The organism is Acetobacter persici, assembly GCF_018256955.1.
GTDB classification, from domain to species: domain Bacteria; phylum Pseudomonadota; class Alphaproteobacteria; order Acetobacterales; family Acetobacteraceae; genus Acetobacter; species Acetobacter persici.
The window spans coordinates 449,435-475,662 of the sequence record NZ_JAERKU010000001.1 but is presented as its reverse complement, the minus strand read 5'-3'; the positions used below and the strand labels follow the sequence as shown (position 1 = coordinate 475,662).

The following is a 26,228-nucleotide window of genomic DNA, read 5'->3' as shown; positions in this document are numbered from 1 at the left end:
CGATGGACCCCATGACCCAGACCCTGACCGAAGCCGCTCCGGCCAAAATCAACCTCTACCTGCACGTAACCGGCAAGCGGCCCGATGGGTATCATCTGCTGGACAGTCTGGTGGTGTTTGCCGGAGCCGGGGATACGCTGCGGTATGAGCCGGGGCCGGAAGCCCTGCATCTGGTGCTGGCCGGGCGTTTTGGCGCGGCCCTGAGTGATGCGGCGGGTCCGGATAATCTGGTGATGAAAGCCGCTACTGCACTGGAAGCCGCCTGCGGGCCGGAGGCCCGGATACAAGGCGGGCGTCTGGTGCTGGAAAAGGATTTGCCGGTGGCGTCCGGCATTGGGGGCGGTTCGGCAGATGCGGCGGCGGCGCTGCGTCTGCTTAACCGGGCATGGTCTGCACAGGTGGGTCACGCCACACTTTTGAACATTGCGGAAAAGCTGGGTGCCGATGTCCCGGTCTGTCTGGCCAGCCAGAGTGCGCGGATGGAAGGGATTGGCGAGGTTCTGAGTGCAGCGCCCGCTCTACCGGACTGCGGGATGGTTCTGGTCAATTGCGGGCAGGCTGTCTCCACGCCGGATGTGTTCCGCAAGCGGGATGGCGCGTTTCTGCCGCGTGCGGCTCTTCCCGCCCGCTGGCCGGATGCGGCAACAATGGTGGCGGATCTGGCGGAGCTGGATAATAGTCTGGAAGCCCCGGCCTGTGTGGTCTGCCCGCCGGTTCAAACCGTTGTGTCCGCCATTGCAGCGTTGCCGGAGTGCCTGCTGTCCCGCATGAGCGGGTCCGGGGCAACCTGCTTCGGGCTTTTCCCATCTGTGCGGAGTGCGCAGGCCGCTGCTGCCCGGCTTGCGCAGTCGGAACCCGGCTGGTGGGTCTGGGGTGGCGGGCTGGTCTGACCAGCCCCTGCCGTAGTCAGGAACGGTTGGCCACTCTGGTCAGATTTCTGATAAAGTGACGCAAAGACCTGAAGGGGGCCTTATGTCTTCTAAAATCGACCTGACTTTATCTGATGATCACACCACTGTTCAGATGACTCTTCCGGGGCAGGGAGAGGAACCGACTGTTGAGGTGCCGCTTTCACTGGATGAAGTGACCAGCCTGATTACAGTGCTTGGCCGGTTGCGTCAGACCATGATGACGAATCATGAAATTCCCCCAATTGAGGGGGCGACCTTTACCCCGGTCACGCGCACCCGCTGGGCCTTGCAGCCCGAAGCACGGACGGATGGTTCTCTGCTAGCGTTCCAGCATCCGGCTTACGGCCCGGTTGGGCTGGTGCTGGCCCCGCCGGATGCGGACCGCCTTAAAAAAGCGCTCCAGTTGCATGAGCAACTGCGGCTGGAACAGAAAGCCGCCCGGGGCAAACTGAACTAACAGACACTCCCGGCGTCAGGCGGTCAGAGCCTGATGCCGGTGCTATGGCTGTACGCCGGGGGCCGCATGATCCGCGTCAGCAGGCTGGCGGCGGAAAACAACAGTCGGCTTGTCCTGCGCATCGACCAGTGCGAGGACATCGCCTGTCGGGGCAAGATGCCAGCCACGGGTCGCTTCCATATTTTTCAGGAAAAGCTGTTCCGTCATCATCGCCTGAGGCAGGCACGCCATGCGGGTGGTCAGCATCGGGCCGAAAGTAATGCGTGTACCATCGACCGTTGCTTTGCTGCGGACCCGGTTGCAGCCGCTAAAACCGCTGAGGGTGCCATCCTCTGCAATAGTCAGCACGGGCGGGTTGCTGCCCGCTGCCACGGGCGCATCCCCCAGCCGTTCAGCCTTCCATGTTCCTGCGGGGCTTCTGGCGGTCTGTGCAGAGGCGCGGTTAAGCACCAGCAGCAGGCCAGTCTTTTTGCCAGCCGGAACTGGTGTGGGCATGCTGCTGGTAAACCATGGGCGGCCTTCCACAAAAATGGTGGCGTCCAGCGCGTAGCTCTGGCCCGGTTTGAGGAGGGCGCGGTCAAACTTCAGGGTGAAAGGGACCGGCACCTGTCGCGTTGTGCGCAGGGATGTTCTGGCCAGAACGGGGGCGTTTTCTCCCGTCTGAGAGGCATCCCGCAGGCGGATTTCCACCACCGCAGGCGGCAGCGCCATCCGTTCCCGATACGTCACGCTGCCCCGCAGGGTCGTGGTGGCAGCCTGAGCAGAGAGAGGCGAAAAGACAGCAGCGCTCACGACGCAGACAGCCGCTACCAGCAGGGAACGACGCAGAAAAGAAGGGGTCACGCCCATATGTCTCCTGTTTCAAAACCACAGGATGCTGAGGGTAAAGCTAACCTGTGGCGCCAGTAAGGCTGCTTAGCGGCGGCCGTTGCGGATATGGGTCAGCAGTCCCGTCAGTCCGGCGGCCAGTGCCGCGCCAAACAGGCCGGCCCTTACGCTGGAAGTCACAAAAAAGGAGAGGGGGCTGTCCACACGCCGGGCTTTTTCATCAAAAGCGCCGTGGGCGGCAAAGGCTCCCGGGGCGGAATGAAACAGGTCATCCGCAGCGGTTTTGTCGGCAGAGGTTTTTTCAAGCTGGGCCTTATAGCCATGCTCCGCCAGCCGGGCTTCCCGGCAGCCCGGCCCCAGAATACGCCAGATGGCGGATAACGTGGTGCTGGGGCCAATGGAGATGGAGCGGCTGGTGGTAAAGGCAGCCCGGCAGATTGCTTCTGCGGCCACTTCCGGTTCATAAACCGGGCCCACCGGTTTTAAGCGTTTGCCCGTCAGATTCCGGGTCCAGCCGTAGCGCGGGGTGTTGATGGCGGGCAGATCCACCATCACAACCCGAATCCGGTCCGCATCATGCAGCAGTTCCGGGCGCAGGCTTTCACAAAAACCGCGCAGGGCGGCGCGTGCCCCGTTTTCTGCCGCCTGTAAAGGCAGGCCGCGCAGGGACGGTGCGAGGTCCAGATTGATAATGGCGCCATGCCCGCGGCGGCGCATATGCTTCAGCGCGGCCAGCGTGCCGTTCACGCTGCCCAGATAGGTGACTTCCGTCGCGCGCTGAATATCTTTGGCAGAGAGCACCGCAACTTGCCCGACTACGGTCGCCCCGGCGCAGTTGGCCCAGACAGTAATGGGGCCAAGCTCAGCCTCAATCTGGATGGCGGCCTGTTCCACGGCATCGGCCTGAGAGACATCCACCGGAATGACCAGCGTGCGGATGGAATGTGCGGCCAGTTCCTGTGCGGCATCCTTCAGCCGGTCTTCATTCCGGCCCAGCAGGGCGATGTCAAAGCCTGCGCGGCCCAGCGCACGGGCGGCAGCCCGGCCAATGCCTGCTCCGGCACCGGTAATGACAGCGATCTGCGTTGGCATGCTCATCGTCTCCCTGCATTCAGTCTGTAGAGTATGGTCTTTATGCTGTCTTGCGCCGGAACCGTCTGCCGGGCAAGCCAGGGCACAGCGCGGCAGCCGTGCAGCAGTCTGGCGTCACAGATACCGCAGTGCCAGAACGCCGCCTACCAGCAGAACGGCAAACACCCCCATCACCAGCGGCAGGCGGCGCTCCAGAAAAGTCTCAATGGGTGCGCCAAATTTCCATAACAGACCGGCCACCAGAAAAAACCGTACGCCACGGGTCACAAGACTGGCCGCAACAAAAGGCAGCAGCGCGAAATGCGCCATGCCGCTGGCAATGGTGACGAATTTGTAAGGAATGGGGGTCAGTCCCTTAAACAGGATAATCCACACACCCCACTGGCGGAATTTTTCCTGCAAGGCTGCCAGCGTATGTTCCGCATGGTAAAAATGCACAATGGGCAGCGCCAGATGCTCAAGCAGAAAAGCACCGATAATCCATCCCAGAATCCCGCCTGTCACACTCCCGACTGTGCAGAGGGCGGCGTAAACCCATGCCTTATCCCGGCGGGAGAGCACCATAGGCACCAGCAGCGTTTCCGGCGGAAGCGGGAAAAAGCTGGCTTCCGCAAAAGCCAGCGCCACCAGCCACCAGGGGGCATTCGGGCTGGCTGCGTGCCGTAACACGCGGGCGTAAAGGCGATTAAGCATAAAAAAACAGGCCGGATGCTGAAATGACGTTCATCCGGCCTTGATGCCACGCTCGGGGCTCTCAGGCCAGAGGGTATCTCCGGCCCGTAGCAGGCAGGTTACATACGCTCGCGGCGCAGAACCTCTTCGGCCTTTGTGTGAATGGTCTCGTATTCTTCCTGCGTCAGGGTGCCGCGGTGCAGCATTTCACTGGCGCGGGCCAGCGCATCGCGCGCATGCGTTGCGTCAGGAATCGGGTAGCGGCGGCCGGGCAGGGCAAAAGCATCATCCGGCAGAGCGTTGCGTTCTTCAGTGGTCAGTTTTGACATCGTCTTCACTCCTCTCCGTTTCCTGAAAGGCGGGGCCTTCCAGTTCATCCAGTTCCGCCATGGCGGCTTCCGCGCTGATGGTCGGAACATCCGAAACAGGCACTTCTCCCGGCCCCGCCGTGCTGCCAGCCGGGCACGGGACGCTGAGTGTCCGTGTGACTCTGAACGCGGTGATCACGGCCAGAGATCCAAAAACAATCCCCCCCGCGGCATGCCCCAGTTGCACCCCGGCAGGCCCAAACCGGCTGCCAAACCAGACAAAGGGAATAGTCCCCAGCGTGGCGCGCCCCCAGTTGAAGGCAGTGGAATAAAGCGGGAAGCCCAGATTGTTAAAGGCCGCGTTCGCCACAAACAGCATGCCCACAAACAGGAAAGCCCCAATGGTCCAGGAACAGAACAGATGAATAAGCAGAGCTGCATCGCCCTGCGCGTGGAACCCGGCCACCACGTAATCCTGCAAGGCCGCCAGCACGACCCATGTTGACCCTACACTCAGCATGACCAGCTTGAGGGCTGCGGCCAGCGTCTCACGCACCCGGTCACATCGCCCGGCTCCCAGATTTTGCGCCATGATGGGGCCGACAGAGCCGGTCAGGGCAAAAACCAGTGAGAACAGCACTGGCACCATGCGCTCGATGGAGGCCTGTCCGCCAACGGCTTCCAGCCCGAAAGCCGCCATGGCACCGGTCACATATGCCCCGGCAACAGGTGTGGCGAGGTTGGTCAGAATGGCGGGCATGGCGACATCGGCCACGCGCTTCGCATCGGTCAGAATCCGGGCGGCCACCGGCCGGGCAATCATGTCATGCCGTAACGCCCCGCGCAGGCCAGCAGCCGCCACCACACAGCGGGAAAGCACGGTGCTGATGGCAGCCCCGGTCAGCCCTTCATGCAGGCCGAAAATCATCAGCGGGTCCAGCACTGCGGCGACAACGGCCCCCAGCAGCGTAATGTTCATGGAGCCTCTGGCATCGCCCACAGCGCGCATCAGGGAGGCCGCACCCATCCCGATGCAGATCAGCGGTAAAAACGGGCTGACAACGTGCAGATAGGTCGTGGCATGGTCCAGCGCAGGCCCGCGTGCTCCAAACAGATGCAGCACAGGATGCGCGGCCAGAGACGTTATAAGCCCCAGCAGCAGCGCGACGACGACGGTCACAACAAGAGAAGAAGAAGCAATATGGCGTGCTTCCTCGTGTCGTCCCGCCCCAATTTCACGCGCTGTGGCGGCACTCAGGCCAATGGTCATGCCGATGGAGACGGCAATCTGGAGGCCAAGCACGGCACCCGCAAACCCGATGGCGGCTGTCAGAGCCGGGTCATTCAGGTGCCCGATATAGACCATATTGAGCATGTCGACCGCAAAAACGGCCATCAGGCCGATGGCCCCCGTGCCTGCCATGACAACCACATGCCGCATGATACTGCCGGTTGTAAAACAGGCTTTTTGTCTGCGGGGCGGAGGTTGTCGGGTCATAAATGCTCCGTTCTGCGTGCGGGGGCCGTATCGTCTCAATCCGGCGCGATGCCGGGCAGTATGTCACGCCCGATACGCGGTGCGAATGGGGAAAGCTGAATGCCTGCCTGCCGGGAGCGCACGGCAGAGTGTGGGCGGGAGACCGTCAGGGGAGAATTACCGGTTCGGCAGCATCCGGCGCGGGCTGAATAAGGTCCGGCAGGGTGTCCGGGCTGGCTGCGTCTTTCTCCGGCTCTTCCAGCGGGCGGCCCAGATAGGCTTCCAGAACCTCACGGGTGGAGCCATCCATCCGGATCTGCCCGTTTTCCAGCCAGATCAGCCGGTTGCACCAGTCCGCCATAATATCGGCCATGTGGCTGGACAGCACCAGAATATCCGCCTTGGAGACCAGTGTTTCCAGCCGCTTGCGGGCGCGCTGGCGGAAGGAGGCATCCCCCGCCATAAACCATTCATCCATCAGCAGCACATCGGGCATGATTGCCGTTGCCAGACCAAAAGAGAGCCGGACGGTCATGCCGGAACTGTATGTCTGCACCGGCAGGTCCAGAAAAGAGCCAAGCCCGGCAAAGGCTTCCACATCGTCTTCCACCGCCCGGATGGCGGCCGGGGAAAGGCCGGCAAACATGCCGCGCAGGCGGATATTCTCGCGGCCTGTCAGCTCCATGTTCATCCCCAGCGAGGGGTCAAGCAGCGTGCCAATATGTCCGGTAACAGTCACGCTGCCGCCCACCGGTTCATAAATCCCGGCCAGCGCGCGTAACAGCGTGGTCTTCCCCGCGCCATTCCCACCGACCAGCCCCAGCCTGTCTCCGGGGTTGAGCGTAAAACTGACATCCCGGAGCGCCTGCACCACCACACGGTCCCGTTCATCATGCGTAAACCGGCCACTCAGCGAGTTGCGGAGGGTCTTTTTCAGGCTGCGGGCGTTGCCGTGATAAAGCGGGAAAGAAATTTCCAGATCGCGGACCGTAATTCCAACCATGCGTTACACCCAATAGGCCAGACGGGCCCGCATGCGGGCAAACAGCGCGAAGGTCAGCACGGTCAACCCGGCAGACCAGGCAAGGGCTGCCGGCCAGATGGCAGCCTTAACAATGTCACCCGTAAACGGGGTCCGCAGGATTTCCAGCAGCGGGAAAAACGGGTCCAGCAGCAGCCAGTCCTGGCCGGTTTTCATCAGTTCCGGCGCCCAGAGAATGGGAGTGACAAAAAACAGGATTTGCAGCGTACTGGCGACAATGGGTGGCACATCCCGGAAGCGGGCGCCCAGAATCCCAAGCAGGAGCGTGGCCATAAAGCTGTCAAAAATCCACAGCGCACAGGCCGCGGGTATGGTCCAGGACCATGTTGGAACAACACGGAACAGCAGAAAAACAACCAGCACCACCGGAATATTGTGCGCCAGAGTCAGTAAATTGCGCACCGTGGCGCGCAGCACATGCAGACTGTAAGGCATCCGGGCGGAATGGATCAGGCTGGCGGCGGATGTAAAGGTTGTGCAGCCATCCTGAAGCGTACTGCCCACAAACCCCCACAGAACGAGAGAGAGCGTCAGGAAGGGCAGATATTTATGCACATCCATATTCATCAGATAGGCATAAAGCACGCCCATCGCGGCAACCATGACGGCGGTTGAGGCCGTCAGCCAGAATGGGCCAAGGATGGAGCCGCGGTAGCGCAGCTTGATATCCAGCCAGCCCAGTGTGGTGCCCAGCCGGGCCAGCTTCATCCCGGCGCGGAAGTCTGCCCATGCATGCCGGATGTAGGACGCACCTTTTTCCGGCAGCAGAGTGAGCACCGGCGCAGGTGTGCTGGCGGAAGGGGAATGGCCGGTTACCGGGGTGGTCTGCATGCTGTCCATGATACTTTATGGCGATAGAGAACAGAGGCCCTGTGTGCAAGAGGCCGGGTGGGAAGGGGATGCTCAGAGCGTGCTTTTTTGCCACGCTGAGCATTTGTCTGACCTGTGTCGCATCTCTCATGGATGACAACAGGCGTTGTGGTTGCTAAACCCGGCCCCGCTGTCGCTACTCATCCTAACGTAGAAAAGCCGGGAAGCCTCCTTATTATGAAGATTGTCGCCTGTAACAGCAATCTGCCGCTGGCCAGAGCCGTTGCCGCGGAACTGTCTCTGCCGCTGTGTGATGTGACTGTCCGCCGCTTTGCGGATATGGAAGTCTTTGTCGAAATTCATGAAAATGTGCGTGGTGAGGATGTATTCGTCATCCAGAGCACCTGCACGCCGACAAATGACAACCTGATGGAACTGCTGGTGATGCTGGACGCGCTGCGGCGCGGGTCCGCCCGGCGAATCACGGCGGTCATCCCGTATTTTGGCTATGCGCGGCAGGACCGTAAGTCCGGTCCCCGCACGCCAATCAGCGCCAAGCTGGTTGCCAACCTGCTGGTAGAGGCCGGGGCCAACCGCGTGCTGACGCTGGACCTGCACGCCATGCAGATTCAGGGCTTCTTTGATATCCCGGTGGATAACCTCTACGCCGCTCCGCTGTTTACGCGTGATATCCGCACCCGCTACGGGGATCGGGATCTGATGATCGTCTCCCCGGATGTGGGCGGTGTGGTGCGTGCCCGTCAGCTTGCCCAGCGTCTGAATACCGATCTGGCAATCATCGACAAACGGCGTGAACGCGCCGGTGTGTCTGAAGTCATGAACGTGATCGGCGATGTCCGTGGCCGCCACTGTCTGCTGGTGGATGATATTGTTGATAGCGGTGGCTCCCTGTGCAATGCCGCGCAGGCAATTGCGGATAATGGTGCGGCGTCCGTCGGGGCTTACGTGACGCACGGCGTGCTGACCGGCAAGGCCGTGGAGCGTGTCGGCAACTCCCCGATTGAAATGCTGACCTTGACGGATAGCATCATGGCCACTGAAAGTGTTGAGGCAGCGCACAACATCCGGCAGGTGACCATTTCCAAGCTGCTGGCGCAGGCCATGCGGGCTGTCGCTGATGAAAGTTCCGTCTCCTCCCTGTTTGATTGAGATCCATGGCACAGCTTTCCCACCGCTCTTACTGGTATCTTCGCCACGGCCAGACCGACTGGAATCGGGACGGCCTGTCTCAGGGACGCACCAACGTGCCCCTGAATGCCACAGGCATTGCTCAGGCGGATGCGGCGGCAAAGCTGTTTCAGGACGCCATTCAGACACATGCGCCGATCACGCATATTGTCAGCTCCCCTCTGGACCGTGCTTTAAAAACAGCAACAATTGTCCAGCAGGGGCTGGTTGCGCAGGGGCATGCTCTTCTGCCGCTCACCACGGATACCGGGCTGGAAGAAGTCTGCTTTGGTGAGCAGGAAGGCCAGCCTATGGGAGACTGGTACGATAGCTGGATTGCCGGAGACTACACGCCGGACGGTGCGGAACCGTTTGCGGACCTGCGCGCGCGGGCTGTCGCGGCTGTTAACCGGGCGACGGACGCCGGGGGAACTCCTCTGATTGTTGCTCACGGGGCGTTGTTCCGCGCGCTGCGGGCCGCCATGAGCCTGCCTGCAAATGTCCGGCTGCCCAACGCAACACCTTTGTGGATTCAGCCGCCAGAAGACAAAGTCAGACCGGACTGGCATCTGACTGTCATGGAAGGATAAGACGCGACACTGAGTGTCGCAGCCTTTCTCACTCTGTTTTTCAGATGCGCTGATAGAATTCAGTGTAAAAGATGAGAGACGTTGAAAAGATCAGAGACGTTGCGCAAGGGTTCTTCATATAGAACTTCCCGCTCTGCATGGGCGCTCGTCTGCTCAAGACGAAAAAGGGCGCTGTTTGGGGAAATTTACAGCCAGCACGTTATGGGATAACCGCTGAGAACATACTTTCTCCAAATTGCTCAAAGACAAACATCATCACAGCATAAGAAAATAGACCCCACAAATAAAGAAGGGCAATAAACACTAATCCGGCCTTTTTTATTCGGGTATTACAATAGAAAAGAATTTCCCTAATTGTCAGGGTCAGGCCGAGAATTAGAAGCACGGGGATTGTAATGAAAGCCCCTGCTAAAGAAATAAGCAATATAATTTCTTCCAGAGGATTTATCATATTTTTCCACACCAAGAATCTGATGATTTTAAAGGGCAGCTTTATTTATTCAAAGTAACACCGGGGCTGACAGAGTAGCAAGTACTTCTCCATGTGTGGTAAAAGCTCCTGCATAGTCGTAGGGAGCCATAAGAACAGCAATAAGAGACGGCAACGGGGTGTGGAGCGGAATCACCAGACCGCCACCGGCCTGCTTTATTCTTTCTGCGGGTGCGCCAATATCATACACAATAGCGGCCCGGTTGCTCGTCCATATCTGGGTTAAGACATAGGACCATGTCTCAGGCCAGAGAGAGGGCAGAAAAAACCAGTCAATAGCATACTTGTCTGTCAGTGCCTGAATTTGAAAAGCTTTGTAGCGCCCGGTAACGGTCACCATGCCTGTTTCCAGAAGAGGCGCATCATCACAGCTATACCCGATCAGAACGAGATGAAGCGGGAGATGGTGCGTCTTAATAAAATTCGCTACTTCCAGAAGGATATCATAACCTTTTTCAATACTGATTGCGCCCAGTATCCCGATGATACGCTTTTCATGGTGCTGTTTTTGAGGGAAGAGAAGCGTTTCAGTATTAAGCACTGTTTCCCATGGCCTGATGTCTGGTCTGATAGCCGGAAACTGTCGGGTTACACGGTTTGCTGTATCTCGGGATGGACAGATAACGTGCTGTGCGTTGTCCAGAAGAGTGCCGCTCCAGTTTCGAAGTTTCTGGAGCGGGGCGGGATCTCCCGTTTTGCTGCCGAATGTCCGCACACACGTCAGGCAGGTCTGAAGGTCAGGTTCGCCACAATAATGGTTATGGCTGGCAACAAGGGTGATGCGTGGGCAAAACCATGAATAATCATGAATATAGACGTCATACGGTAAGCCTGACCGTATAAGACGATAAATATTTTCGATACCGCTCCCAATGTAACTGTGAATTTCAAATTGAATGCAGTTAAGATCTTTGTAGAGTGTTTTGAAAGCAAACATATTCCTTGGAATGGTCAGATTAGGATAGTCTTTGTCACGGAGCGATTTCAGTCGCCACAGAAGCCGACCAGATCTATGGGTATCCGGATACAGAACAAATGCAAAAATTCCCGCCTGCTCATAGAGGGAAACCCGATGCCAGACATGCTGCAAAATGCCGCCCTCCCGGTCATGCATGATCAGAATGACGGATTTTAAATTCGGAGTGTTGCGGCGTAACCGGGCGAGATCCAGTTGTTTTCTGTAAAAGGCAAGAGGATCATGGTTCTGCCATCGGATGATAAGCTGATCATAGCCGGGATGGTGCCCGTTCAGAATTGTCAGGTTACGCGCAATCAGATCGGATTTAACAGGGCTGAAAGACTGGCTTTCAGCATGCCCGACAAACGTTCCCAGACAGGCAACATGCCGCCAGCCTAATGCGGCGGCACGACGGCAAAAATCATTCTCTTCCCCATAACCCTGCGCAAAAAGGTCGTCCCGCAGCAGGCCGGTCTGATCCAGACAGGCGGATTTGATATACATACAAAATCCATGTGCTGTCGGAACATCCACTGTCTGGCCCTGCCAGATTTTTTCCATAACGGCACTGATCACCTGACAGGTTCTCGCATCAGGCACAGGATTGACTTCCGTCACCGAAGGATAGCTAAAAATTGTGGCGTTATTTGAAAGAGGTGTCGCTGTACCAATGTCAGTCTGCGCATAAGCAGCTTTTTGCAGTTGACCCAGCCAGTTGCGGCAGACCAGCGTATCGCTGTTTAGCAATACAACATCTTCATGCACCATTCGGTGCCGTATTCCTTTATTGACTGATTTTGGAAAACCAAGATTTTCCTCATTATGGACAATAAAAACATCCGGGTTTTTCTGAAACGTAGAAATATATTCGAAAATTTTAATATTAGGAGACGCATCATTGATTATGATGATCCGGGCATGAATCGGTTTGTGCTGCATGCAAAGGTCAATGCAGGTCTTTGTTGCCTCGAACCCGTCGTAAACAGGAATAACAATCAAAACAGGAACCAATTTTCTTATTTTATCTGTTCTTTTGTAAAATGCTCTTGAGTGGAATGTCTGAGGTGTCATGCATTTGGCAGGAAAACGCAGCGTGACATTCTCAGCATACGCCCGTGCAATATCCGCAAAGGGATTCAGAGAAAGAGGACTGCCATATAAAGGGGTCCCGTGTTCAGAGCAGACCCTAAATTGCGTTCCCTTATGCTCAAGTTTTTCTTGTTTTATAAAGAAGGTATGTCTGATGGTTTCTCCGGAGATATTTTCAGGAGAAAAGAATTTTAGTGTGCTGGTAAAAAGAATAACAGGTTTCTGGGTATGATCCTGAGGGAACATGATAAGTTTGACGCCTCGTTCCGGGTTGGACGGGTAACGGGCCCATCCAGACAATCCATCTGAATCAGAAGTGACAAACCCCTCAGTTTTCAGAAAATACGTTATTTCAAAGCATCCTCCTAGTATTGTCTCTTTTTGAATTTTCACCTCAATATTTTTAAAGAGTGTCCAGTTCTTTGGAAGTTGAACGGTCAGTTTCTGGGCGTCAAATAGAGTTTCAAAGGAATCGGCAGGATAGAGGGTGCCATCTATAACAAGATGAATGTTTTGTAGTAAAACAGGGCGTCGAAAAACAAAATGTAACTTCCCTGAACCTGAAAATGTGCACCATCCTGCTCTGTTCGTGACAAAACACATTGTCTGTGCCAGAGCATGAAAAGCGGGTAGATCAATTTCTGTATAATTGGCAAGCAGAGACTGAAATTCTTCTAAAGCGAGCGTGTAGTGAGAAAATCTGAGTCTGGTTGCGACCAGTAAAATACGGCAAAGCCTTGACCCCGACCGGGATCTGATCAGTTCAAACGGTTCAGACGCGGACGGAATGCCAAGAAGAAGGCGCGCCACCCCAATTCCTGTTGTAATCAGTCCATTATCGGGTTCAATTTTCTGCTGATATTCTAAATTCTCCAGATATGTTTCTAAGGGTGGAAATTCATTTTTTGTTGATTGCAGAGCATTATTTATAACCAGAAGAATCTTATTCAAAAATTTTCTGAAAATAACATTCTCTGTAATCATTTAAAATCTTTCTTGTGTTATTCTCATACTAAAAGAAATATGCAAGAAATTCATTTAAAAAGAAGTCCAGTGAAGTTCGGGTTTTTCCGAAGAAAGAAGGGAATGTTTCAACGTTGAGTTCTTGAGGCTAGCAAGAAACAGAAGCTTCTATAAGAGCCACTTCTGTTTCTGCTGCACTCAGAAGGTATGGGCGTTTTAACCTGTATAGGCCGGACCAGCAGGAAGAAGCTTCCCCGGATTGAGAATATGATGAGGGTCCAGGGTGTTTTTCAGGGCGCGCATTACGCTCAGGGCTCCTGCTCCATGTTCTGTTTCCAGAAAATCCAGCTTCCCCATCCCAACACCATGTTCTCCACTGCATGAGCCCTCCAGAGCCAGTGCACGGGCAACAATTTTCTTATCCAGTTCCCACGCCTGCGCGTGCCCTTCCGGAGTGTCTTCTGTAATAATCAGAGTATGAAAATTGCCATCTCCAACATGGCCAAGCAGAGGAGCACGCAGGCCAGAGGCTTTGATATCCTGATACACCCCGTCAATCAGGGTGCCGAGGCGGGAGATTGGTACAATGCAATCCGTTGAAATAACGCGTGCCTGTGGCGCCAGCGCTTTTGCGGCCCAGAACGCATCATGCCGCGCTTTCCAGAGGCGGGAGCGGTCTTCAGCACTTTCGGCCCACGCAAAGCCTAATCCATTATTGGCCTCTGCCAGTGCTTCCGTGGCATTCACCTGTTCCTGCACGGCGGCAGGGGCTCCGGCAAACTCAAAAAATAATGTAGTAAGCGCACGATACCCTTCCAGTTTGGAAAACTGAATAGAGGCCTGCATCTGCACAGGGTCCATTAGTTCCACACGGTTAACAGGAATCCCGCACTGAATAATTTCCATAACAGTCTGTACTGCGTCATGCAGGTTTTCAAACTGGCAAACGGCTGCGGATAATGTTTCAGGCCGCCCATGCAATCTGAGCTGGACTTCCGTGATAACCCCAAGCGTGCCTTCAGACCCGATAAACAGAGATGTCAGATCATACCCGGTGGAGGATTTCCGAACACGTCCTCCGGTACGGATAACCTCACCCGTTGCAAGAACAACAGTCAGACCAAGAACATTTTCCTTCATGGTGCCATAGCGGACTGCCGCAGTGCCAGAGGCGCGCGTGGCACACATGCCGCCCAGTGTCGCTTCCCCACCCGGATCAACCGGAAAAAACAGGCCCGTATCGCGGATCTGCGCGTTCAGACTCTGCCGGGTCAGTCCCGCCTGCACGCGGCAGTCCAGATCTTCCGCATTAACGGCAAGAATGTCCGTCATGCGGGAGAGATCAAGACTAATCGCGTGTTCGGGCGGAACGACGTGCCCTTCAATAGACGTCCCGGCACCAAAAGCGACAACCGGCACACGATGCGCGTGACAGGCGCTCAGAACAACAGAAACATCCTGCGTGCTTTCCGCAAAAATAACGGCTTCCGGAAGGCGCGCTGCTGTCATTGCCTCGCCGTGGCTATGTTCTTCCCGCACGGATGGGGCTGTGCTGATCTGGTCAGCCATGCTGGCCCGCAGCGTGGTCAGAACAGCATGCAGGCGGTCGGCGGCAGAGGCGGAGTTTTCAGGCATCACGAAATATCCAGAAAGAACCAGAGGCAGTCATAGTCTAATTTTATAAAACAAAATGGGTGTCCGGTAAAATTTTATGATTTTCGGACTAATTGCCTTAACGATTATCTCTTATGCATTTTGTGTGGGTGTTTTTGTGACACCCTGCTTCAACACCCTAGCCGTCGTTTCCACCAAGGCACGGCCACTGGCTTCGTCACGGGCTGGAGCGGGGAAGCGGGGTGCGAGGCGGAACTGGTAGCGCATGGGGAGCGGCGGGCGGCGCAGGAAAGGCCATCCCTGAGAAAGATAAGGGGAACTTGTTTCAATCAGAATGGGCTGCACGGCAGAGCGAGTGCGTTGGGCAATGGCCGCAAAGCCCGGCTGGAGTGGTCCGGTCTCTTCATCCGCTCTGGAGCGTGTTCCTTCGGGAAACAGAAGGACCTGACAGCCTTCTTTTAATCTGTCTGTCGCAGGGCCAATCAGTTTGAGTAAGCTGTCATGCCGGATATAGCCTGCGGTGCGGAGTGTGGTGCCCAGTGTCGGGCGCTCCCAGATGGAGGCTTTTGTCACGCAGACCATGCGCGGGAGAGCCGCGGCCAGAATCAGACTATCCAGACGGGAGGGATGGTTGGCGACCAGCACCAGTCCGGTTTCATCCCGCAGAGAGGTAAGGTCACGCAGGTCACAGTCCAGAATGCCCATCCTGTGGAGAAAGCGCACTGAAAAACCGGCCACGCAATGGAGCCAGTGGCGGGCCAGACGCCGTCGTTTCTCTCCCTCAGGGAAAAGGCCTCGCAGCAGACAGCTTCCTGCGTCCAGCGCCAGAAAAATGACGGCAATCCCCAGCAGGGCGGCGTAAAAACGCACACAGGCGCTTAAAGCGGAAAGGCGGAACATGCGGGCTCGGGCTTTATTCGTCAGAGGGATCGCCCTCAGGATAAGGGCTTTTCTGCATACTAACCCGCTTACCCTTCTGCCAGCGGAAAATAACAGGCGACAAAATGGCCCGGCCCGATTGCGCGCAGGGCAGGCTCTTCCATCCGGCAGCGCTCCTGCATAGCCGGGCAGCGTGTATGGAAGCGGCACCCTGAGGGCCGCGCCACGGGGCTTGGAATATCGCCCCCCAGCGGTGCGGCACGCGCAGCGCCGACCACAGGGCGCGGCACCGCAGCAGTCAGCGCGGCGGAATACGGATGCGCCGGGTGGTGCAGCACGGCATCTGTTTCGCCCAGTTCAACCACCGCCCCCAGATACATGACGGCCACGCGCGTGGAAATTTGCCGCACTACGGCCAGATCATGCGCAACAAATACATAAGTCAGCCCCAGCCGGGCCTGAAGATCGGCAAACAGATTGACAATCTGGGCCTGCACGGAAACATCCAGCGCCGAGACAGGTTCATCCGCCACAACCAGCCGGGGGGAGAGGGCCAGCGCACGGGCTATGTTGATCCGCTGCCGCTGCCCGCCGGAAAATTCGTGCGCGTAGCGGTCCAGTGCGCCTACCGGCAGGCTGACCAGTTCCATCAGCTCATGCAGGCGCGCCGTAATGGTTGCGCAGGAGCGTTTGCGTCCGCCGGGGCCGGGATGCACCCGGAGCGGTTCGGCCAGCAGATCCCCGATACGGCGGCGTGGGTTGAGGGAGGCGTAAGAATCCTGAAACACCATCTGCATTTGCTGCCGTAACGGGCGCAGGGCGCGCTCCTTCAGGGCCGTAATATCCTGCCCGTCAAACAGAATCTGGCCGGAGGACACATCTGTCAGGCGCAGCAGGCACCGCCCAAGGGTGGATTTGCCGCAGCCGGATTCTCCAACCAGTCCCAGCACTTCTCCGGGCATGACGGAGAGTGAGATACCATCAACAGCTTTCAGGGTTTGTCCGCGCGGCAGATGGTAGATCTTGCGGACGTCCCGTACCTCCAGCAGCGGTCTGGCACTTGCACTTGCACTGGCACTGGCACTGGCACTGGCACTGGCACGCGGCAACGTCGCAGCGGGTGAGGTGGCGGCATGCGGAAGGCGGGTCATGGCAGCCCCTCTCCGGTTGAGAAAGGTGCTGGAAGCGTCATTGTCCGGGCTGAGGGGGGAGCGGCGGGGTTTACAGAAAATGCGTTCCCCTCGCGCGGGGGGAGAGGTGTGCCCTCTGCCGGTAACACACAGGCGGCGAACTGCCCGGGCTGGTCGCTTGCCCCATGCATCTGATGGGGGCTGCCTGCTGTTCCTGTTGGCACCAGCGGCGGCGGGGTGTCTAGACAGGTGGCATGCACAAAAGCGCAGCGTGGCCCAAAGGCGCAGCCAGCAGGGCGTTCCAGCGGAGCCGGAGGCGCTCCGGCAATGGCGGGCAGGCGATGCGGGCGCGGGCCGTCCAGTGGTGGGATGGAGGCCAGCAGAGCTGCCGTATAAGGGTGGCCGGGGTGGGCAAACAGGGCTTCCGTCGGACCACTCTCCGCCACGCGGCCGGAATAAAGCACCAGCGTCTTGTCACAGGTTTCCGCCACTACGCCCATATCATGCGTAATCAGCAGCACGGAGGACCCATAGGTGCTGCGCAGGGAGCGGATCAGGTCCAGAATCTGCGCCTGCACCGTGACGTCCAGCGCGGTGGTGGGTTCATCCGCAATCAGAAGAGACGGATTGCAGGACAGCGCCATAGCAATCATGGCGCGCTGCCGCAGGCCGCCGGAAAGCTGGTGCGGGTAGCGGTCTGCCGTGCGGGCGGGGTCGGGCACGCCCATATCTGCCAGGAGTTCCACCGTGCGGGCGCGGGCCTGCCTGCGGGAGAGACGCTCATGCGCGCGGATCTGTTCATCAATCTGCCAGCCGATTGTATAAACCGGCGTAAACGCCGTCATCGGGTCCTGAAAGATCATCGCAATCTCGCGCCCGCGCAGGCGGCGGAGTGCCTTTTGCGGCAACCCTACCAGATCCTGCCCCCGGAACAGGGCAGAGCCGGTAATCTGCACGCCGGGGCTGTCAATCAGTCCCATCAGCGCCATGGCGGTGACAGATTTGCCAGAACCGGACTCTCCAACCAGCCCGAGAATATCCCGCTCACCCAGCGTAAAAGAGACGTTTTCCACAATCGGGATCATGCGCCCCCGGGAGGGAAAGCTGACGCACAGGTTGCGCACTTCCAGCAGGGGAGTGGGGATTGGAAGGGGTGCTTCAACGGGCATCACGCACCCTCGGGTCCAGAAACAGATAGAGGATATCCACCACCGCATTCGCCAGCACAACAAACACGGCGGAATACATCACTGTGGCCATAATCAGCGGCAGATCCAGATTGGTGAGCGCCTGATACGTCAGCCGCCCGACGCCGGGCAGGCCGAACACCACCTCTGTCAGCAAAGCGCCGCCGCCCACAAGCTGTGCGAAATCCAGCCCGAAGAGTGAGACAAAGGTAATCATGGAAGTGCGCAGCCCGTGCCGCAGCAGGACACGGGTGGGGGATAGTCCCTTGGCCCGCGCCGTGCGCATGAAGTCTTCGCCGGACAGGGCGACCAGATCGGCCCGCAGCACCCGGCTGTAAATGCCGATAAACATGACGGCCAGAACGAGCCATGGAATAACCAGCGCCTTGAACCAGCCCCACGGATGTTCCGTCAGGGGCACATAGCCCAGCCCCGGCACCCATGAGAACAGCCATGTGTCATGATACCGGCTTTGCGTGATCAGATTAGCCACCTGCCCAAGCCAGAAGACCGGCATGGAAATTCCAATCAGCCCGAGCATCATCAGCCCCCGGTCTGTCCAGGTGCCTTTCAGCGCGGCGGCGAGGGTGCCCATGGCGATGGACACCACGACCCAGATGATCGCCGCACCACAGACCAGAGAGACCGTAACCGGAGCCGCACGGGCAATTTCCGGCACCACCAGTTCGCCCCGGTCCACGTAGGAGGCGAGGTCCTGCGTGATGAACAGCTTTTTCATCATGGTGGCGTACTGCACGGGCAGCGGTCGGTCGAACCCGTATTCTTTCCGCACTTTTTCCATGGTCTGGGGGGAGGCATTGCGTCCGGCAATGCGGGCCGTAGGGTCTGCGCCCGGTGTTGCGAAAAAGACCAGAAAGACCAGTGCGGAAATGCCAAACAGGACGAAGACTGTCTGTCCAAGCCGACGGAGGAGCGCCTTTATCATGCGTCAGTCCTCCTCATGAGGACCGCCGCGCGGCATCCCGCACATCCAGCGCGTCCCGCAGGCCATCGCCCAGAATATTCAGGGCCAGCACCACCAGCACAATGGCAAGGCCGGGGGCGATAGCCACCATGGGGCGTGTGTAGATCAGCCCCTCGCCATCCTGAATAATCGTCCCCCATGACGCCGCCGGAGCCTGCACCCCGAGGGACAGGAAGGAGAGCGCACTCTCCGCCAGCAGGGAAAGCGCCATCAGCAGCGGCCCGAGGACAACAAGCGTTGTGCTCACATTTGGCAGAATATCAAACAGCACAATGCGCCAGCGTGGCACGCCAAGGCAGCGTGCCGCGGTGACAAACTCTGCCTGCCGCAACGCCAGAACCCGGCCCCGGATCGGCCGCGCTGCGTAAGGCACATACACCAGCGCAATAATCACAATGGGGATCAGCAGACTATCGGCTTCCACCACAAACGGCCCCAGCTTCAACCCCTGACTGACCGTGACGATGGAGAGTGAGATGGCGAACAGATAAACCGGCACAGCCCACATGATATCCATCAGGCGTGAAAGCACGGTATCCACCAGCCCGCCAAAAAAACCGGCGGCAATGCCCGCAACTGCGGCCAGAAGCAGGCACAGAACCGCTGCACAGGCAGAAATCAGCAGAGAATTGCGCCCCCCATACAGGAGCCGGGCCGCAACATCCCGCCCCTGACTATCCGCCCCTAGCAGATAGGCCGCATGGCCGGTCGGCCCAATGGGGCTCAGGCCAAGGTGCAGCGGGTTATCGTTCGGCTGCATGATATCCACCTCATGCCCGTCCAGCGTGATGCTGCCAGCCACATTGGAAGTGAATGGGTCTGTCCGGGCAATGTCCCGCGCATAAAGCGGGGCCAGCAGGCAGCTCAGGGTGATAAGCACCAGAACCGCGAGGGAGACCATAGCGGCCCGGTTGCGGACAAGGCCACGCAGCGCCTGTTGCCATGGGCCGGGAGGGGGTGACGCTTCAGATGTCATTGGACCTGAAGCTGCGAGAGCAGGATTTCATCATTAAGTGTTACGATGGCGTTACGCGTGCGTTTTGACAACAGGCGGACCCGTTTGATCTGCACCAGCGGCACAGCCGGAGCCTTCGCCATCAGGGCGCGGTCAACCTCCGCCCAGTCCTCTGCGCTTTCTTCCGGGCTCGTCAGGGCCGCGGTTGCCGCTCTGGTCATCAGGCCATCGATGTCCGGATTGCAGAAGGCCGACATATTGGGCGAATTATCAGAATGGGGGCGGAAGCTGGCGCACGCAAAAAGAGTTTGCAGAAAGCTGGAGGCGGAGGGGTAATCCGCATTCCATCCAGTCAGCGCAAGCTGCACATGGTTGTCACTGTTTTGCACGTAAGAAAACTGCACCGTCTGCGTCATGCTGCGCACCGTTGCATCATATCCCAGACTGGCCAGCGTGCTGCGGAGTTCCATGGCCATGGCGGCGTAACGCCCTTCCAGTGGGGCGACAATGGTCACTTTCTGCCCTGCGGTGCCGCTTTCCCGCACCAGCCTGCGGGCTTCTGCCAGATCAGGGGCCTGCCATTGGTGCAGCGGATGCGTGGGGGAGGCCCCTTTGGTATAAGCACAGGCGGGTTCATACCCCGGCGCGCCCTGTGGCAGAAGCTGGCAGAGCGGGGCCGCAACGGCCTCACCTCCATGATAAATCACCATGGCATGCCGGTTGAGGGCGTAATTCAGAGCCTGCCGGGCCTTGAGGGACTGAAATGGCGGGATCTGGACATTCAGAGCGGCATAGTAATAGAGCAGCAGGGTATAAATCTGCACCTGCTGTGCGTAGCGGCTGCCAACTTCCCCCAGTCGGTCCAGCGGTACATCTTCATACATCACGTCATACTGGCCGTTTTCAATGGCCGTTACTTCGCCTTCCGGGTCCAGCCCGAAAGTGACGTCAATACGGTCCGGATATCCGGCAGGCTGGGCATCATGCGCCCATTCCTGAAAATACGGGTTGCGGTCCAGCACCATGCCCGTCGCAGGGTCATAATGGGTCACGCGGTAGGGGCCGGTGCCCGGAGGGGCCGTGTTCCCGGTATCATGCGGTGGAGTGCTGGCAGGCAGGATGGCGGCATGGAACCATGCGAGACGTTCCGGAAACTCAGCGTCCGGTTCTGTCAGATGAAAGGTAAGGGTGCGGGTGGCGGTATCCGTTTCTATACCCCCGCCAGCGTGCAGTGTGCCGGGTCATGCAGGCAGGCATCCGCCCCGATAATATGACTATAGTACGGGCCAGCAGTGGGGCTGCCGACTTTGAACAACCGCCGGAAAGATGCAGCAGCATCCTCCACAGTCAGAGGCTGTCCATCTGAAAACCGCAGGTTGGGCCGAAGGATAAAGCGATAGGTCCGTCCGCCGTCTTCTGGCTGTGGAACGGTTTCTGCCAGATTGGCAATGACGTGCTGCGCTGCAGGGCCGGAAAATTTGGGGAAGGCGAGCAATCCATCATAAACTGGCGTTTCAAGCTGTTTGATCAGGGAAATGTAAGAGACCTGAGGGTCCAGTGTGCCGCCGGAATTCTGTGCGGCCAGCCGTAGGGTTCCGCCCGTATGAGCCTCAGAGGCTGTGGCAAAATGTGCTGCTGGACTGGTGGATTCAGCATGGGAATAGGAGAGGGGGCAGGCAGCAGCCAGCAGGCTGGCCAGCGTATATCCCACATAAAAAGAGCGTTTCTGCACTATGCCTCTCACCCCAAAAACCGGAGGAGACCTTAAAAGGCTGTGACCCACCACACAATGCAGAAACCGAAACGATTTGTAAAAGCCAGTTTACATCTGGCACATCCCTCAGGCTTTGGGCACGGCCTGCAACGCTGCGGGAAGCACGCGGCCAAACAGCTCCAGTTCCGCAGGGGTGGCCGTGCCGACCCGGATCCAGGTCTGATAGTCGGGTGAGTCAAACACGCGAATATCCACACCACGCTGCGCCAGAGCCGCTTTCATTTTTTCGGCCGGGCGCAGAGTATTGACATATACAAAAGTGCCATGACTTTTCAGGAAAGTCAGTTCATTTGTCTTGCAGATATCATAAATCATGGCACGGCATGACGTCAGATAACGGATAGCCCCGTTCAGGTACTCTTTATCCCCAAGGGATGCCAGCGCCGCAGCATAGCCTGCCTGATTACGGGATGTCGTCGTCAGGCTGTAAAGCTGTTTAACGCGGTCAGGCTGGGCCAGAATATAGCCAATTCTCAACCCGGCGAGACCATACACTTTGGAAAAGGTGCGTGCGACAATCACATCATGTCCGGAATGGACGAGTGATGAGACAGTCATTTGCTCCGCCATGGGCAGCAGCTCAAAATAGGCTTCATCCACAATCACCGGGCATGTTCTGGAAACATTCTCACAAAAGGAAAGAAGTTTTGCATGATCCAGCATATCGCCGGTCGGGTTGTTGGGGTTGCAAAGGTACACCATTGCTGTCTGCGGTGTTATGGCGCGTCGCAGCGCGTCGAGATCAATGGCATGCTGTGTCAGAGGCACGTAACGCACCTCTACACCCCGGCGCTGGGCGTAATTCAGATGCGTGGCGTAAGTCGGTTGGGGGGCCAGAATATGGCCCTTCCGCCCAATATCACTTGAAAGAAGAGAGAGCGCATCCAGAGAGCCATTTGATAAAGCAATTTTATCACGCTCAAGATTTTCCTGCTCTCCTATTTTATCGCGCAAAGTGTGGTCATTTTCCACATAATAAGGAGCGTCTGGCACGCAGGCGATAATAGCCCTGCGCGCCGCGGGCGAGGGCCCAAACGGATTTTCCGTCACATTCAGCCGCGCGTAGGATGCAGGCGCTTTTTCCTGTGCGGCCATGACAGGTTTGCTCCGGCCAGCCCACATCGCGGGGGCCAGTAGACTGCCAGCCTGTATCAGAAAGCGTCTGTTAAACTCAGGCATGGATATCCTCTAAATATAAATTATTATTCAGGTTTAATAGTGATGGTTAATTGATCTTTCTTAGAATGATTTTCCTTATTTGTGAAATTAAAATGAGTATATAAAAGTATAAATATTAAATGTCATAATAGTTTCACTTTTTATAGAGGACGCTGTTTGATAGCCAGCGCGTGATTTTTAATCCTTCTTTCATTCTGGATACACGCATGACACTCAGGAAAGCGTTTCTGGTTTCAACCGTTCTGACATTTGGCTTTGCTGTACAGAACCCGGTTGCCAGCGCCGCAACGGCGGAAAAGGAGCAGAAAGCGGTAAACGCAGGTCCGGTAAAAAAAGCAGCGGCAAAGAAAGCAAAAGCCGCAGCGCCTCATGCGTCAGAAAAACCGGCTGCTGCCAACGCAGGGGAAACCCTGATTGTTACCGGCACCCACGCCGTCAACCGCAAGGCCCGACAGAGTACATCGCCTGTCAGTGTGCTGTCTGCCGCCACGCTGCGGCGGTCCGGGCAGATGAATCTGGCCGATGCGCTCACGCGGACATATGCATCCATCAATGTCAGCGCCATGGGGAATGATGCAGGGTCCTTAACCTCGGCCATCCGTATGCGCGGGCTTAATCCTAATCAGGTTCTGGTTCTGGTGGATGGTAAACGCCGCCACACAACAGCAAATATTTATGCCGATGCCGGGCCAGCATTTGGTGCCACGCCGGTTGATCTGAACATGATCCCCGCAGCCTCTATTGATCATATTGAAGTGCTGGAAGACGGGGCTGCCGCGCTCTACGGGTCTGATGCCATTGCCGGGGTGGTGAATATCATTACCCGGAAAACAAACCACGGTCTGAATATGAGCGCCCAGACAGGCGCCAATGCGTATAACGGGGATGGCTGGCAATATCAGACCAGCGTGGATGGGGGTCTGTCGCTTGGTGGAGATGGCTATCTGCATCTCAGCGGGCAGGTTTATCATACCGACCACATGGTCCCCTATACAGAGGACCACCGTCTGATGGGGTCTGCTCCGGCAGGTGCGGGCACAGCCTTGTACAAAGGCCCAGTTTCTGTCCCGAAAAATTCAAATAAAGTCATGAGCACGCCGGAAGAAACGCGTGAAAATCTGAGTATTGCCTTTGGAAAAACCCTGACAGAGGGTGTGCAGGGATACGGGCTGATTACATATGCGCACCGGCATGCGGAATCGTATCAGAATTATCGCACTCCGAATACGTTGCCCGACCTTTACCCCTCCGGCTTTTCTCCCCTTGAGACAATTGAAGAAAATGACTACGCCGCCACACTTGGTCTGAAAGGCGATAATTTCTTCGGGTTCGCGTGGGATCTCAGCACGACATATGGCGCGGATGAAGATGCAATCGGGGATAAAAACAGCGCCAATGCGGGCATGCTGAGCAGCAAATGTATTCCGCGCAGCAGTAATCCCACCAGCACAAGCGCCTATGTTTCGACGGATGGATGCGGCTGGTCCCCCACCAGCACCCGTGCGGAAACTTATCGTATGGCGCAGTGGACAAATACGCTGGATTTCAGAAGAAATTTCAAAACCGGATTTTCCACGCCGACCACTATCGCCTTTGGGGCGGAACACCGGCTGGAAACATATCAGATCAAAGCCGGGACCCCACCTTCTTATGAGGCCGGGGGCATGGCGGGTTATGTGGGCCTGAGCCCGCAGAACGCCGGGAACTGGAGCCGTGATATCTGGGCCGGATATCTGGATGGTGATTTCCATCCTCTGAAAAACTGGGACGTCGATTTCGCCGGACGCTTTGAACATTATACAGACGTCGGGAATACGGAAAACGGCAAGGTCTCAACGCGGTATGATATCACACCGCGGATTTCAATCCGTGGGACCATCAGCAACGGCTTCCGTGCCCCGACACTTGCCGAGCAGCATTTCAGCTCCATTAACGTCGGCGCGACAACTGTTGCGGGTCTGCTGCCTGTCAGTTCCTCCGCCGCGCGTCTGCTGGGGGCTGCGCCCCTCAAGCCGGAACGCTCCACGAACGCCAGCGGTGGTCTGGTGGTTGAACCTCTGAAAGGCCTGCATGTTGAAGCTGATGTGTATCAGATCAACATTCGTGACCGCATTATTGCCGGTGGGTCCAATAACGGCCCCACGGCGATTGCAGCCTTGCAGCAGCTTGGGTTTGTGCTTCCCTCCGGTCTGGACCCTAATGCTGTCAGCACCTACTACTTTGCAAACGGCGCCAGCACCCGCACGCAGGGGTTTGATCTGAAGGCGGATTATCTGCTGAGAATGAACCGCTACGGTAATCTCAACCTCTCTGCTACGCTGGACCTCAACCGCACGCGTCTGAGCCACGTGGCTTCAGCCATGGTCAACGGCGTTCCTACCTCTCTGCTCACCGCGGCAACAGCCAGCTATATCACCACGGCCTACCCGCGCAGCAAGCTGATCCTGAATGCGTTCTGGACAGTCGGGAAATGGGACGTCAATCTGCGTCAGACGCGCTATGGTGAGACAACAACCATGCTGGGTTATCAGGACTGGACGCCGTCCAGCGCGATCTGTGACAATAACGGTAAGGCGCTGCGCTATTCAAACAGTTGCTTTGCCCAGTTCAAGAACACACCGCGTTGGCTGACAGATCTGGAAGTGGGGTATAGCGCCACGCCCCACTGGCATTTTGCCATCGGAGCAAACAATATTTTCAATGTGCGCCCCCGCCGCGTTAATCCGCTGAACAACAATTACGGCGGCCGGATGTATGACGCCAACTCTGCTCAGGTGCCTATTACCGGCGGCTATTACTATGGCCGGATTGACGCACATTTCTAAAGGGCTAGTTGTTTAAAATGACCGGAAAACCTGCCAGAACATATTATGGTCTGGCAGGTTTTTTATTGTCTGAAACCAGACGCTCTTTTCGATTTTTCCGCAGGTCTGAAGGCGTGCTTCAAAATGGATCAGGTGCGTTTTCAAGTCTGGTCAGGGCGTTGTTTCAGACATGTTCACCTCTCCGGTTCTCGAAAATACATAATGGTGGCTTAGTCTTTAGGGGCCATGATCTTTTTGAGCGCCTCAGTCATGGCGTCTGCGCTCAGAGTAGCGTCCACGGTTCCGGCATAGCGGGTCTCCGGGTCCATCACCACAAAGCGGGGTGACATCTGCATGGCATAAGTCCATTCCGGGTCAGGACGTTTTTCAACAGTTGTATGATATTCCTTTGCCAGATCCGCCAGCGGGCCGGGGGCGGCTGTGCCTGCCACAACACGCGGGCTGATGCTTTGGCCATACAGACGCAGGCGTTCTGCATCATCGCGGTCCGGGTCAAGGCTGACAAAAATAATCACGGCCTTCCGTTTGCCGGGGTCCACCTTGTCCAGTGCGGCGGACATGCTGGTCAGCGCCGGAGTGCAGGCATCTTCTGCGCAGTGGGTTGCGCCGAACAGCACCAGCATCCAGCGGCCCCGAAAGGTCTGGTCTGTCATGGTGCCTGTTGTGGAATCCATCAGGCGGAAAGACCCGCCCACTTCATTGCCATAGCTGTCCAGTGTGGGGCCATGATGCAGGGCAATGCGCGTGCCCACATAGCCCGTCACACTGGCCACAACCAGAATACCCGCCGCAATCAGTGCAAATCGTTTTTCGTTCGGTGTCATG

23 protein-coding genes are annotated in these 26,228 nt (G+C 57.3%); 5 read left to right on the top strand and 18 right to left on the bottom strand.

Annotated features, from left to right (window positions below):
- The first annotated feature begins 2 nt into the window (after positions 1-2).
- Together JK199_RS02120 and JK199_RS02115 are read left to right on the top strand one after the other, a co-directional pair.
- A complete protein-coding gene (locus JK199_RS02120; RefSeq protein ID WP_212355673.1) occupies positions 3-890 on the top strand; it encodes a 4-(cytidine 5'-diphospho)-2-C-methyl-D-erythritol kinase in 888 nt (295 codons plus the stop codon).
- 82 nt (positions 891-972) lie between these two features.
- Positions 973-1,368, top strand: a complete 396-nt coding sequence (locus JK199_RS02115) for a hypothetical protein (protein ID WP_212373504.1) — start codon at positions 973-975, stop codon at positions 1,366-1,368.
- 42 nt (positions 1,369-1,410) lie between these two features.
- Here the strand turns inward: JK199_RS02115 and JK199_RS02110 are convergent, their stop codons facing one another.
- From JK199_RS02110 to JK199_RS02080, 7 genes are all read right to left on the bottom strand, one after another.
- On the bottom strand, positions 1,411-2,211 hold the full coding sequence (locus JK199_RS02110; protein ID WP_212373502.1) for an META domain-containing protein: 801 nt from the start codon (positions 2,209-2,211) through the stop codon (positions 1,411-1,413).
- 72 nt (positions 2,212-2,283) lie between these two features.
- Positions 2,284-3,288: an SDR family oxidoreductase gene (locus tag JK199_RS02105; protein WP_077931684.1), complete on the bottom strand. Its 1,005-nt coding sequence runs from the start codon at positions 3,286-3,288 to the stop codon at positions 2,284-2,286.
- Between the two features lie 114 nt (positions 3,289-3,402).
- Complete coding sequence (locus JK199_RS02100) at positions 3,403-3,981, bottom strand: YqaA family protein (RefSeq protein WP_025828100.1); 579 nt, start codon at positions 3,979-3,981, stop codon at positions 3,403-3,405.
- 98 nt (positions 3,982-4,079) lie between these two features.
- Positions 4,080-4,289, bottom strand: coding sequence for a hypothetical protein (locus tag JK199_RS02095; protein ID WP_077930441.1), 210 nt, complete (start codon positions 4,287-4,289; stop codon positions 4,080-4,082).
- Positions 4,270-5,766, bottom strand: coding sequence for an MATE family efflux transporter (locus tag JK199_RS02090; protein WP_237388796.1), 1,497 nt, complete (start codon positions 5,764-5,766; stop codon positions 4,270-4,272). Before JK199_RS02090 ends, JK199_RS02095 begins: the two co-directional genes overlap by 20 nt.
- Positions 5,767-5,911: 145 nt before the next feature.
- Positions 5,912-6,748, bottom strand: coding sequence for an ABC transporter ATP-binding protein (locus JK199_RS02085; RefSeq protein ID WP_086656552.1), 837 nt, complete (start codon positions 6,746-6,748; stop codon positions 5,912-5,914).
- 3 nt (positions 6,749-6,751) lie between these two features.
- Entirely contained in the window at positions 6,752-7,627 is an 876-nt protein-coding gene (locus JK199_RS02080) for an ABC transporter permease (protein WP_212373500.1), read from the bottom strand.
- A gap of 207 nt (positions 7,628-7,834) precedes the next feature.
- Here JK199_RS02080 and JK199_RS02075 point away from each other — a divergent pair, with 207 nt between their 5' ends.
- Complete coding sequence (locus JK199_RS02075; RefSeq protein WP_025828094.1) at positions 7,835-8,767, top strand: ribose-phosphate pyrophosphokinase; 933 nt, start codon at positions 7,835-7,837, stop codon at positions 8,765-8,767.
- Between the two features lie 5 nt (positions 8,768-8,772).
- Entirely contained in the window at positions 8,773-9,375 is a 603-nt protein-coding gene (locus JK199_RS02070) for a histidine phosphatase family protein (protein WP_212373498.1), read from the top strand.
- A 500-nt stretch (positions 9,376-9,875) separates the two neighbouring features.
- Here the strand turns inward: JK199_RS02070 and JK199_RS02065 are convergent, their stop codons facing one another.
- From JK199_RS02065 to JK199_RS02025, 10 genes are all read right to left on the bottom strand, one after another.
- On the bottom strand, positions 9,876-12,896 hold the full coding sequence (locus JK199_RS02065; protein ID WP_212373496.1) for a glycosyltransferase: 3,021 nt from the start codon (positions 12,894-12,896) through the stop codon (positions 9,876-9,878).
- 195 nt (positions 12,897-13,091) lie between these two features.
- Positions 13,092-14,510, bottom strand: coding sequence for an FAD-binding oxidoreductase (locus JK199_RS02060; protein WP_212373494.1), 1,419 nt, complete (start codon positions 14,508-14,510; stop codon positions 13,092-13,094).
- Between the two features lie 111 nt (positions 14,511-14,621).
- The gene (locus tag JK199_RS02055; protein WP_212373486.1) at positions 14,622-15,389 is read right to left on the bottom strand and encodes a lysophospholipid acyltransferase family protein; all 768 of its coding nucleotides are present in this window, start codon (positions 15,387-15,389) and stop codon (positions 14,622-14,624) included.
- Positions 15,390-15,457: 68 nt separating this feature from the next.
- The gene (locus tag JK199_RS02050) at positions 15,458-16,519 is read right to left on the bottom strand and encodes an ABC transporter ATP-binding protein (protein ID WP_212373484.1); all 1,062 of its coding nucleotides are present in this window, start codon (positions 16,517-16,519) and stop codon (positions 15,458-15,460) included.
- Entirely contained in the window at positions 16,516-17,667 is a 1,152-nt protein-coding gene (locus JK199_RS02045) for an ABC transporter ATP-binding protein (RefSeq protein ID WP_212373599.1), read from the bottom strand. The genes JK199_RS02050 and JK199_RS02045 overlap by 4 nt, the downstream gene beginning before the upstream one ends.
- Positions 17,657-18,631 carry an ABC transporter permease gene (locus JK199_RS02040; protein WP_212373477.1) on the bottom strand — a complete coding sequence of 325 codons (975 nt, stop codon included), beginning with the start codon at positions 18,629-18,631 and terminating at the stop codon, positions 17,657-17,659. The genes JK199_RS02045 and JK199_RS02040 overlap by 11 nt, the downstream gene beginning before the upstream one ends.
- Before the next feature lie 13 nt (positions 18,632-18,644).
- Positions 18,645-19,646, bottom strand: a complete 1,002-nt coding sequence (locus JK199_RS02035; RefSeq protein ID WP_212373475.1) for an ABC transporter permease — start codon at positions 19,644-19,646, stop codon at positions 18,645-18,647.
- On the bottom strand, positions 19,643-20,800 hold the full coding sequence (locus JK199_RS02030; protein WP_280528573.1) for an ABC transporter substrate-binding protein: 1,158 nt from the start codon (positions 20,798-20,800) through the stop codon (positions 19,643-19,645). Before JK199_RS02030 ends, JK199_RS02035 begins: the two co-directional genes overlap by 4 nt.
- 35 nt (positions 20,801-20,835) lie before the next feature.
- A complete protein-coding gene (locus tag JK199_RS16120) occupies positions 20,836-21,357 on the bottom strand; it encodes an ABC transporter substrate-binding protein (RefSeq protein ID WP_342356273.1) in 522 nt (173 codons plus the stop codon).
- Between the two features lie 108 nt (positions 21,358-21,465).
- Entirely contained in the window at positions 21,466-22,578 is a 1,113-nt protein-coding gene (locus tag JK199_RS02025; protein WP_212373473.1) for a pyridoxal phosphate-dependent aminotransferase, read from the bottom strand.
- A 206-nt stretch (positions 22,579-22,784) separates the two neighbouring features.
- Between JK199_RS02025 and JK199_RS02020 the strand changes: the two genes are divergently transcribed.
- Positions 22,785-25,403 (top strand): TonB-dependent receptor plug domain-containing protein, encoded by a 2,619-nt coding sequence (locus tag JK199_RS02020; RefSeq protein ID WP_212373471.1) that lies wholly within the window; start codon positions 22,785-22,787, stop codon positions 25,401-25,403.
- Positions 25,404-25,612: 209 nt separating this feature from the next.
- Here the strand turns inward: JK199_RS02020 and JK199_RS02015 are convergent, their stop codons facing one another.
- A complete protein-coding gene (locus JK199_RS02015) occupies positions 25,613-26,227 on the bottom strand; it encodes an SCO family protein (RefSeq protein WP_212357096.1) in 615 nt (204 codons plus the stop codon).
- Position 26,228: the final 1 nt, after the last annotated feature.

What these genes read in the sequence shown, in the direction of transcription:
- JK199_RS02050 (WP_212373484.1), bottom strand. Translation starts at nt 16,519, where the DNA reads ATGACCCGCCTTCCGCATGCCGCCACCTCACCCGCTGCGACGTTGCCG.
- JK199_RS02075 (WP_025828094.1), top strand. Translation starts at nt 7,835, where the DNA reads ATGAAGATTGTCGCCTGTAACAGCAATCTGCCGCTGGCCAGAGCCGTT.
- JK199_RS02055 (WP_212373486.1), bottom strand. Translation starts at nt 15,389, where the DNA reads ATGTTCCGCCTTTCCGCTTTAAGCGCCTGTGTGCGTTTTTACGCCGCC.
- JK199_RS02090 (WP_237388796.1), bottom strand. Translation starts at nt 5,766, where the DNA reads ATGACCCGACAACCTCCGCCCCGCAGACAAAAAGCCTGTTTTACAACC.
- JK199_RS02080 (WP_212373500.1), bottom strand. Translation starts at nt 7,627, where the DNA reads ATGGACAGCATGCAGACCACCCCGGTAACCGGCCATTCCCCTTCCGCC.
- JK199_RS02015 (WP_212357096.1), bottom strand. Translation starts at nt 26,227, where the DNA reads ATGACACCGAACGAAAAACGATTTGCACTGATTGCGGCGGGTATTCTG.
- JK199_RS02035 (WP_212373475.1), bottom strand. Translation starts at nt 19,646, where the DNA reads ATGACATCTGAAGCGTCACCCCCTCCCGGCCCATGGCAACAGGCGCTG.
- JK199_RS02070 (WP_212373498.1), top strand. Translation starts at nt 8,773, where the DNA reads ATGGCACAGCTTTCCCACCGCTCTTACTGGTATCTTCGCCACGGCCAG.
- JK199_RS02060 (WP_212373494.1), bottom strand. Translation starts at nt 14,510, where the DNA reads ATGCCTGAAAACTCCGCCTCTGCCGCCGACCGCCTGCATGCTGTTCTG.
- JK199_RS02105 (WP_077931684.1), bottom strand. Translation starts at nt 3,288, where the DNA reads ATGCCAACGCAGATCGCTGTCATTACCGGTGCCGGAGCAGGCATTGGC.
- JK199_RS02065 (WP_212373496.1), bottom strand. Translation starts at nt 12,896, where the DNA reads ATGATTACAGAGAATGTTATTTTCAGAAAATTTTTGAATAAGATTCTT.
- JK199_RS02120 (WP_212355673.1), top strand. Translation starts at nt 3, where the DNA reads ATGGACCCCATGACCCAGACCCTGACCGAAGCCGCTCCGGCCAAAATC.
- JK199_RS02100 (WP_025828100.1), bottom strand. Translation starts at nt 3,981, where the DNA reads ATGCTTAATCGCCTTTACGCCCGCGTGTTACGGCACGCAGCCAGCCCG.
- JK199_RS02045 (WP_212373599.1), bottom strand. Translation starts at nt 17,667, where the DNA reads ATGCCCGTTGAAGCACCCCTTCCAATCCCCACTCCCCTGCTGGAAGTG.
- JK199_RS02025 (WP_212373473.1), bottom strand. Translation starts at nt 22,578, where the DNA reads ATGCCTGAGTTTAACAGACGCTTTCTGATACAGGCTGGCAGTCTACTG.
- JK199_RS02040 (WP_212373477.1), bottom strand. Translation starts at nt 18,631, where the DNA reads ATGATAAAGGCGCTCCTCCGTCGGCTTGGACAGACAGTCTTCGTCCTG.
- JK199_RS02020 (WP_212373471.1), top strand. Translation starts at nt 22,785, where the DNA reads ATGACACTCAGGAAAGCGTTTCTGGTTTCAACCGTTCTGACATTTGGC.
- JK199_RS02085 (WP_086656552.1), bottom strand. Translation starts at nt 6,748, where the DNA reads ATGGTTGGAATTACGGTCCGCGATCTGGAAATTTCTTTCCCGCTTTAT.
- JK199_RS02115 (WP_212373504.1), top strand. Translation starts at nt 973, where the DNA reads ATGTCTTCTAAAATCGACCTGACTTTATCTGATGATCACACCACTGTT.
- JK199_RS02095 (WP_077930441.1), bottom strand. Translation starts at nt 4,289, where the DNA reads ATGTCAAAACTGACCACTGAAGAACGCAACGCTCTGCCGGATGATGCT.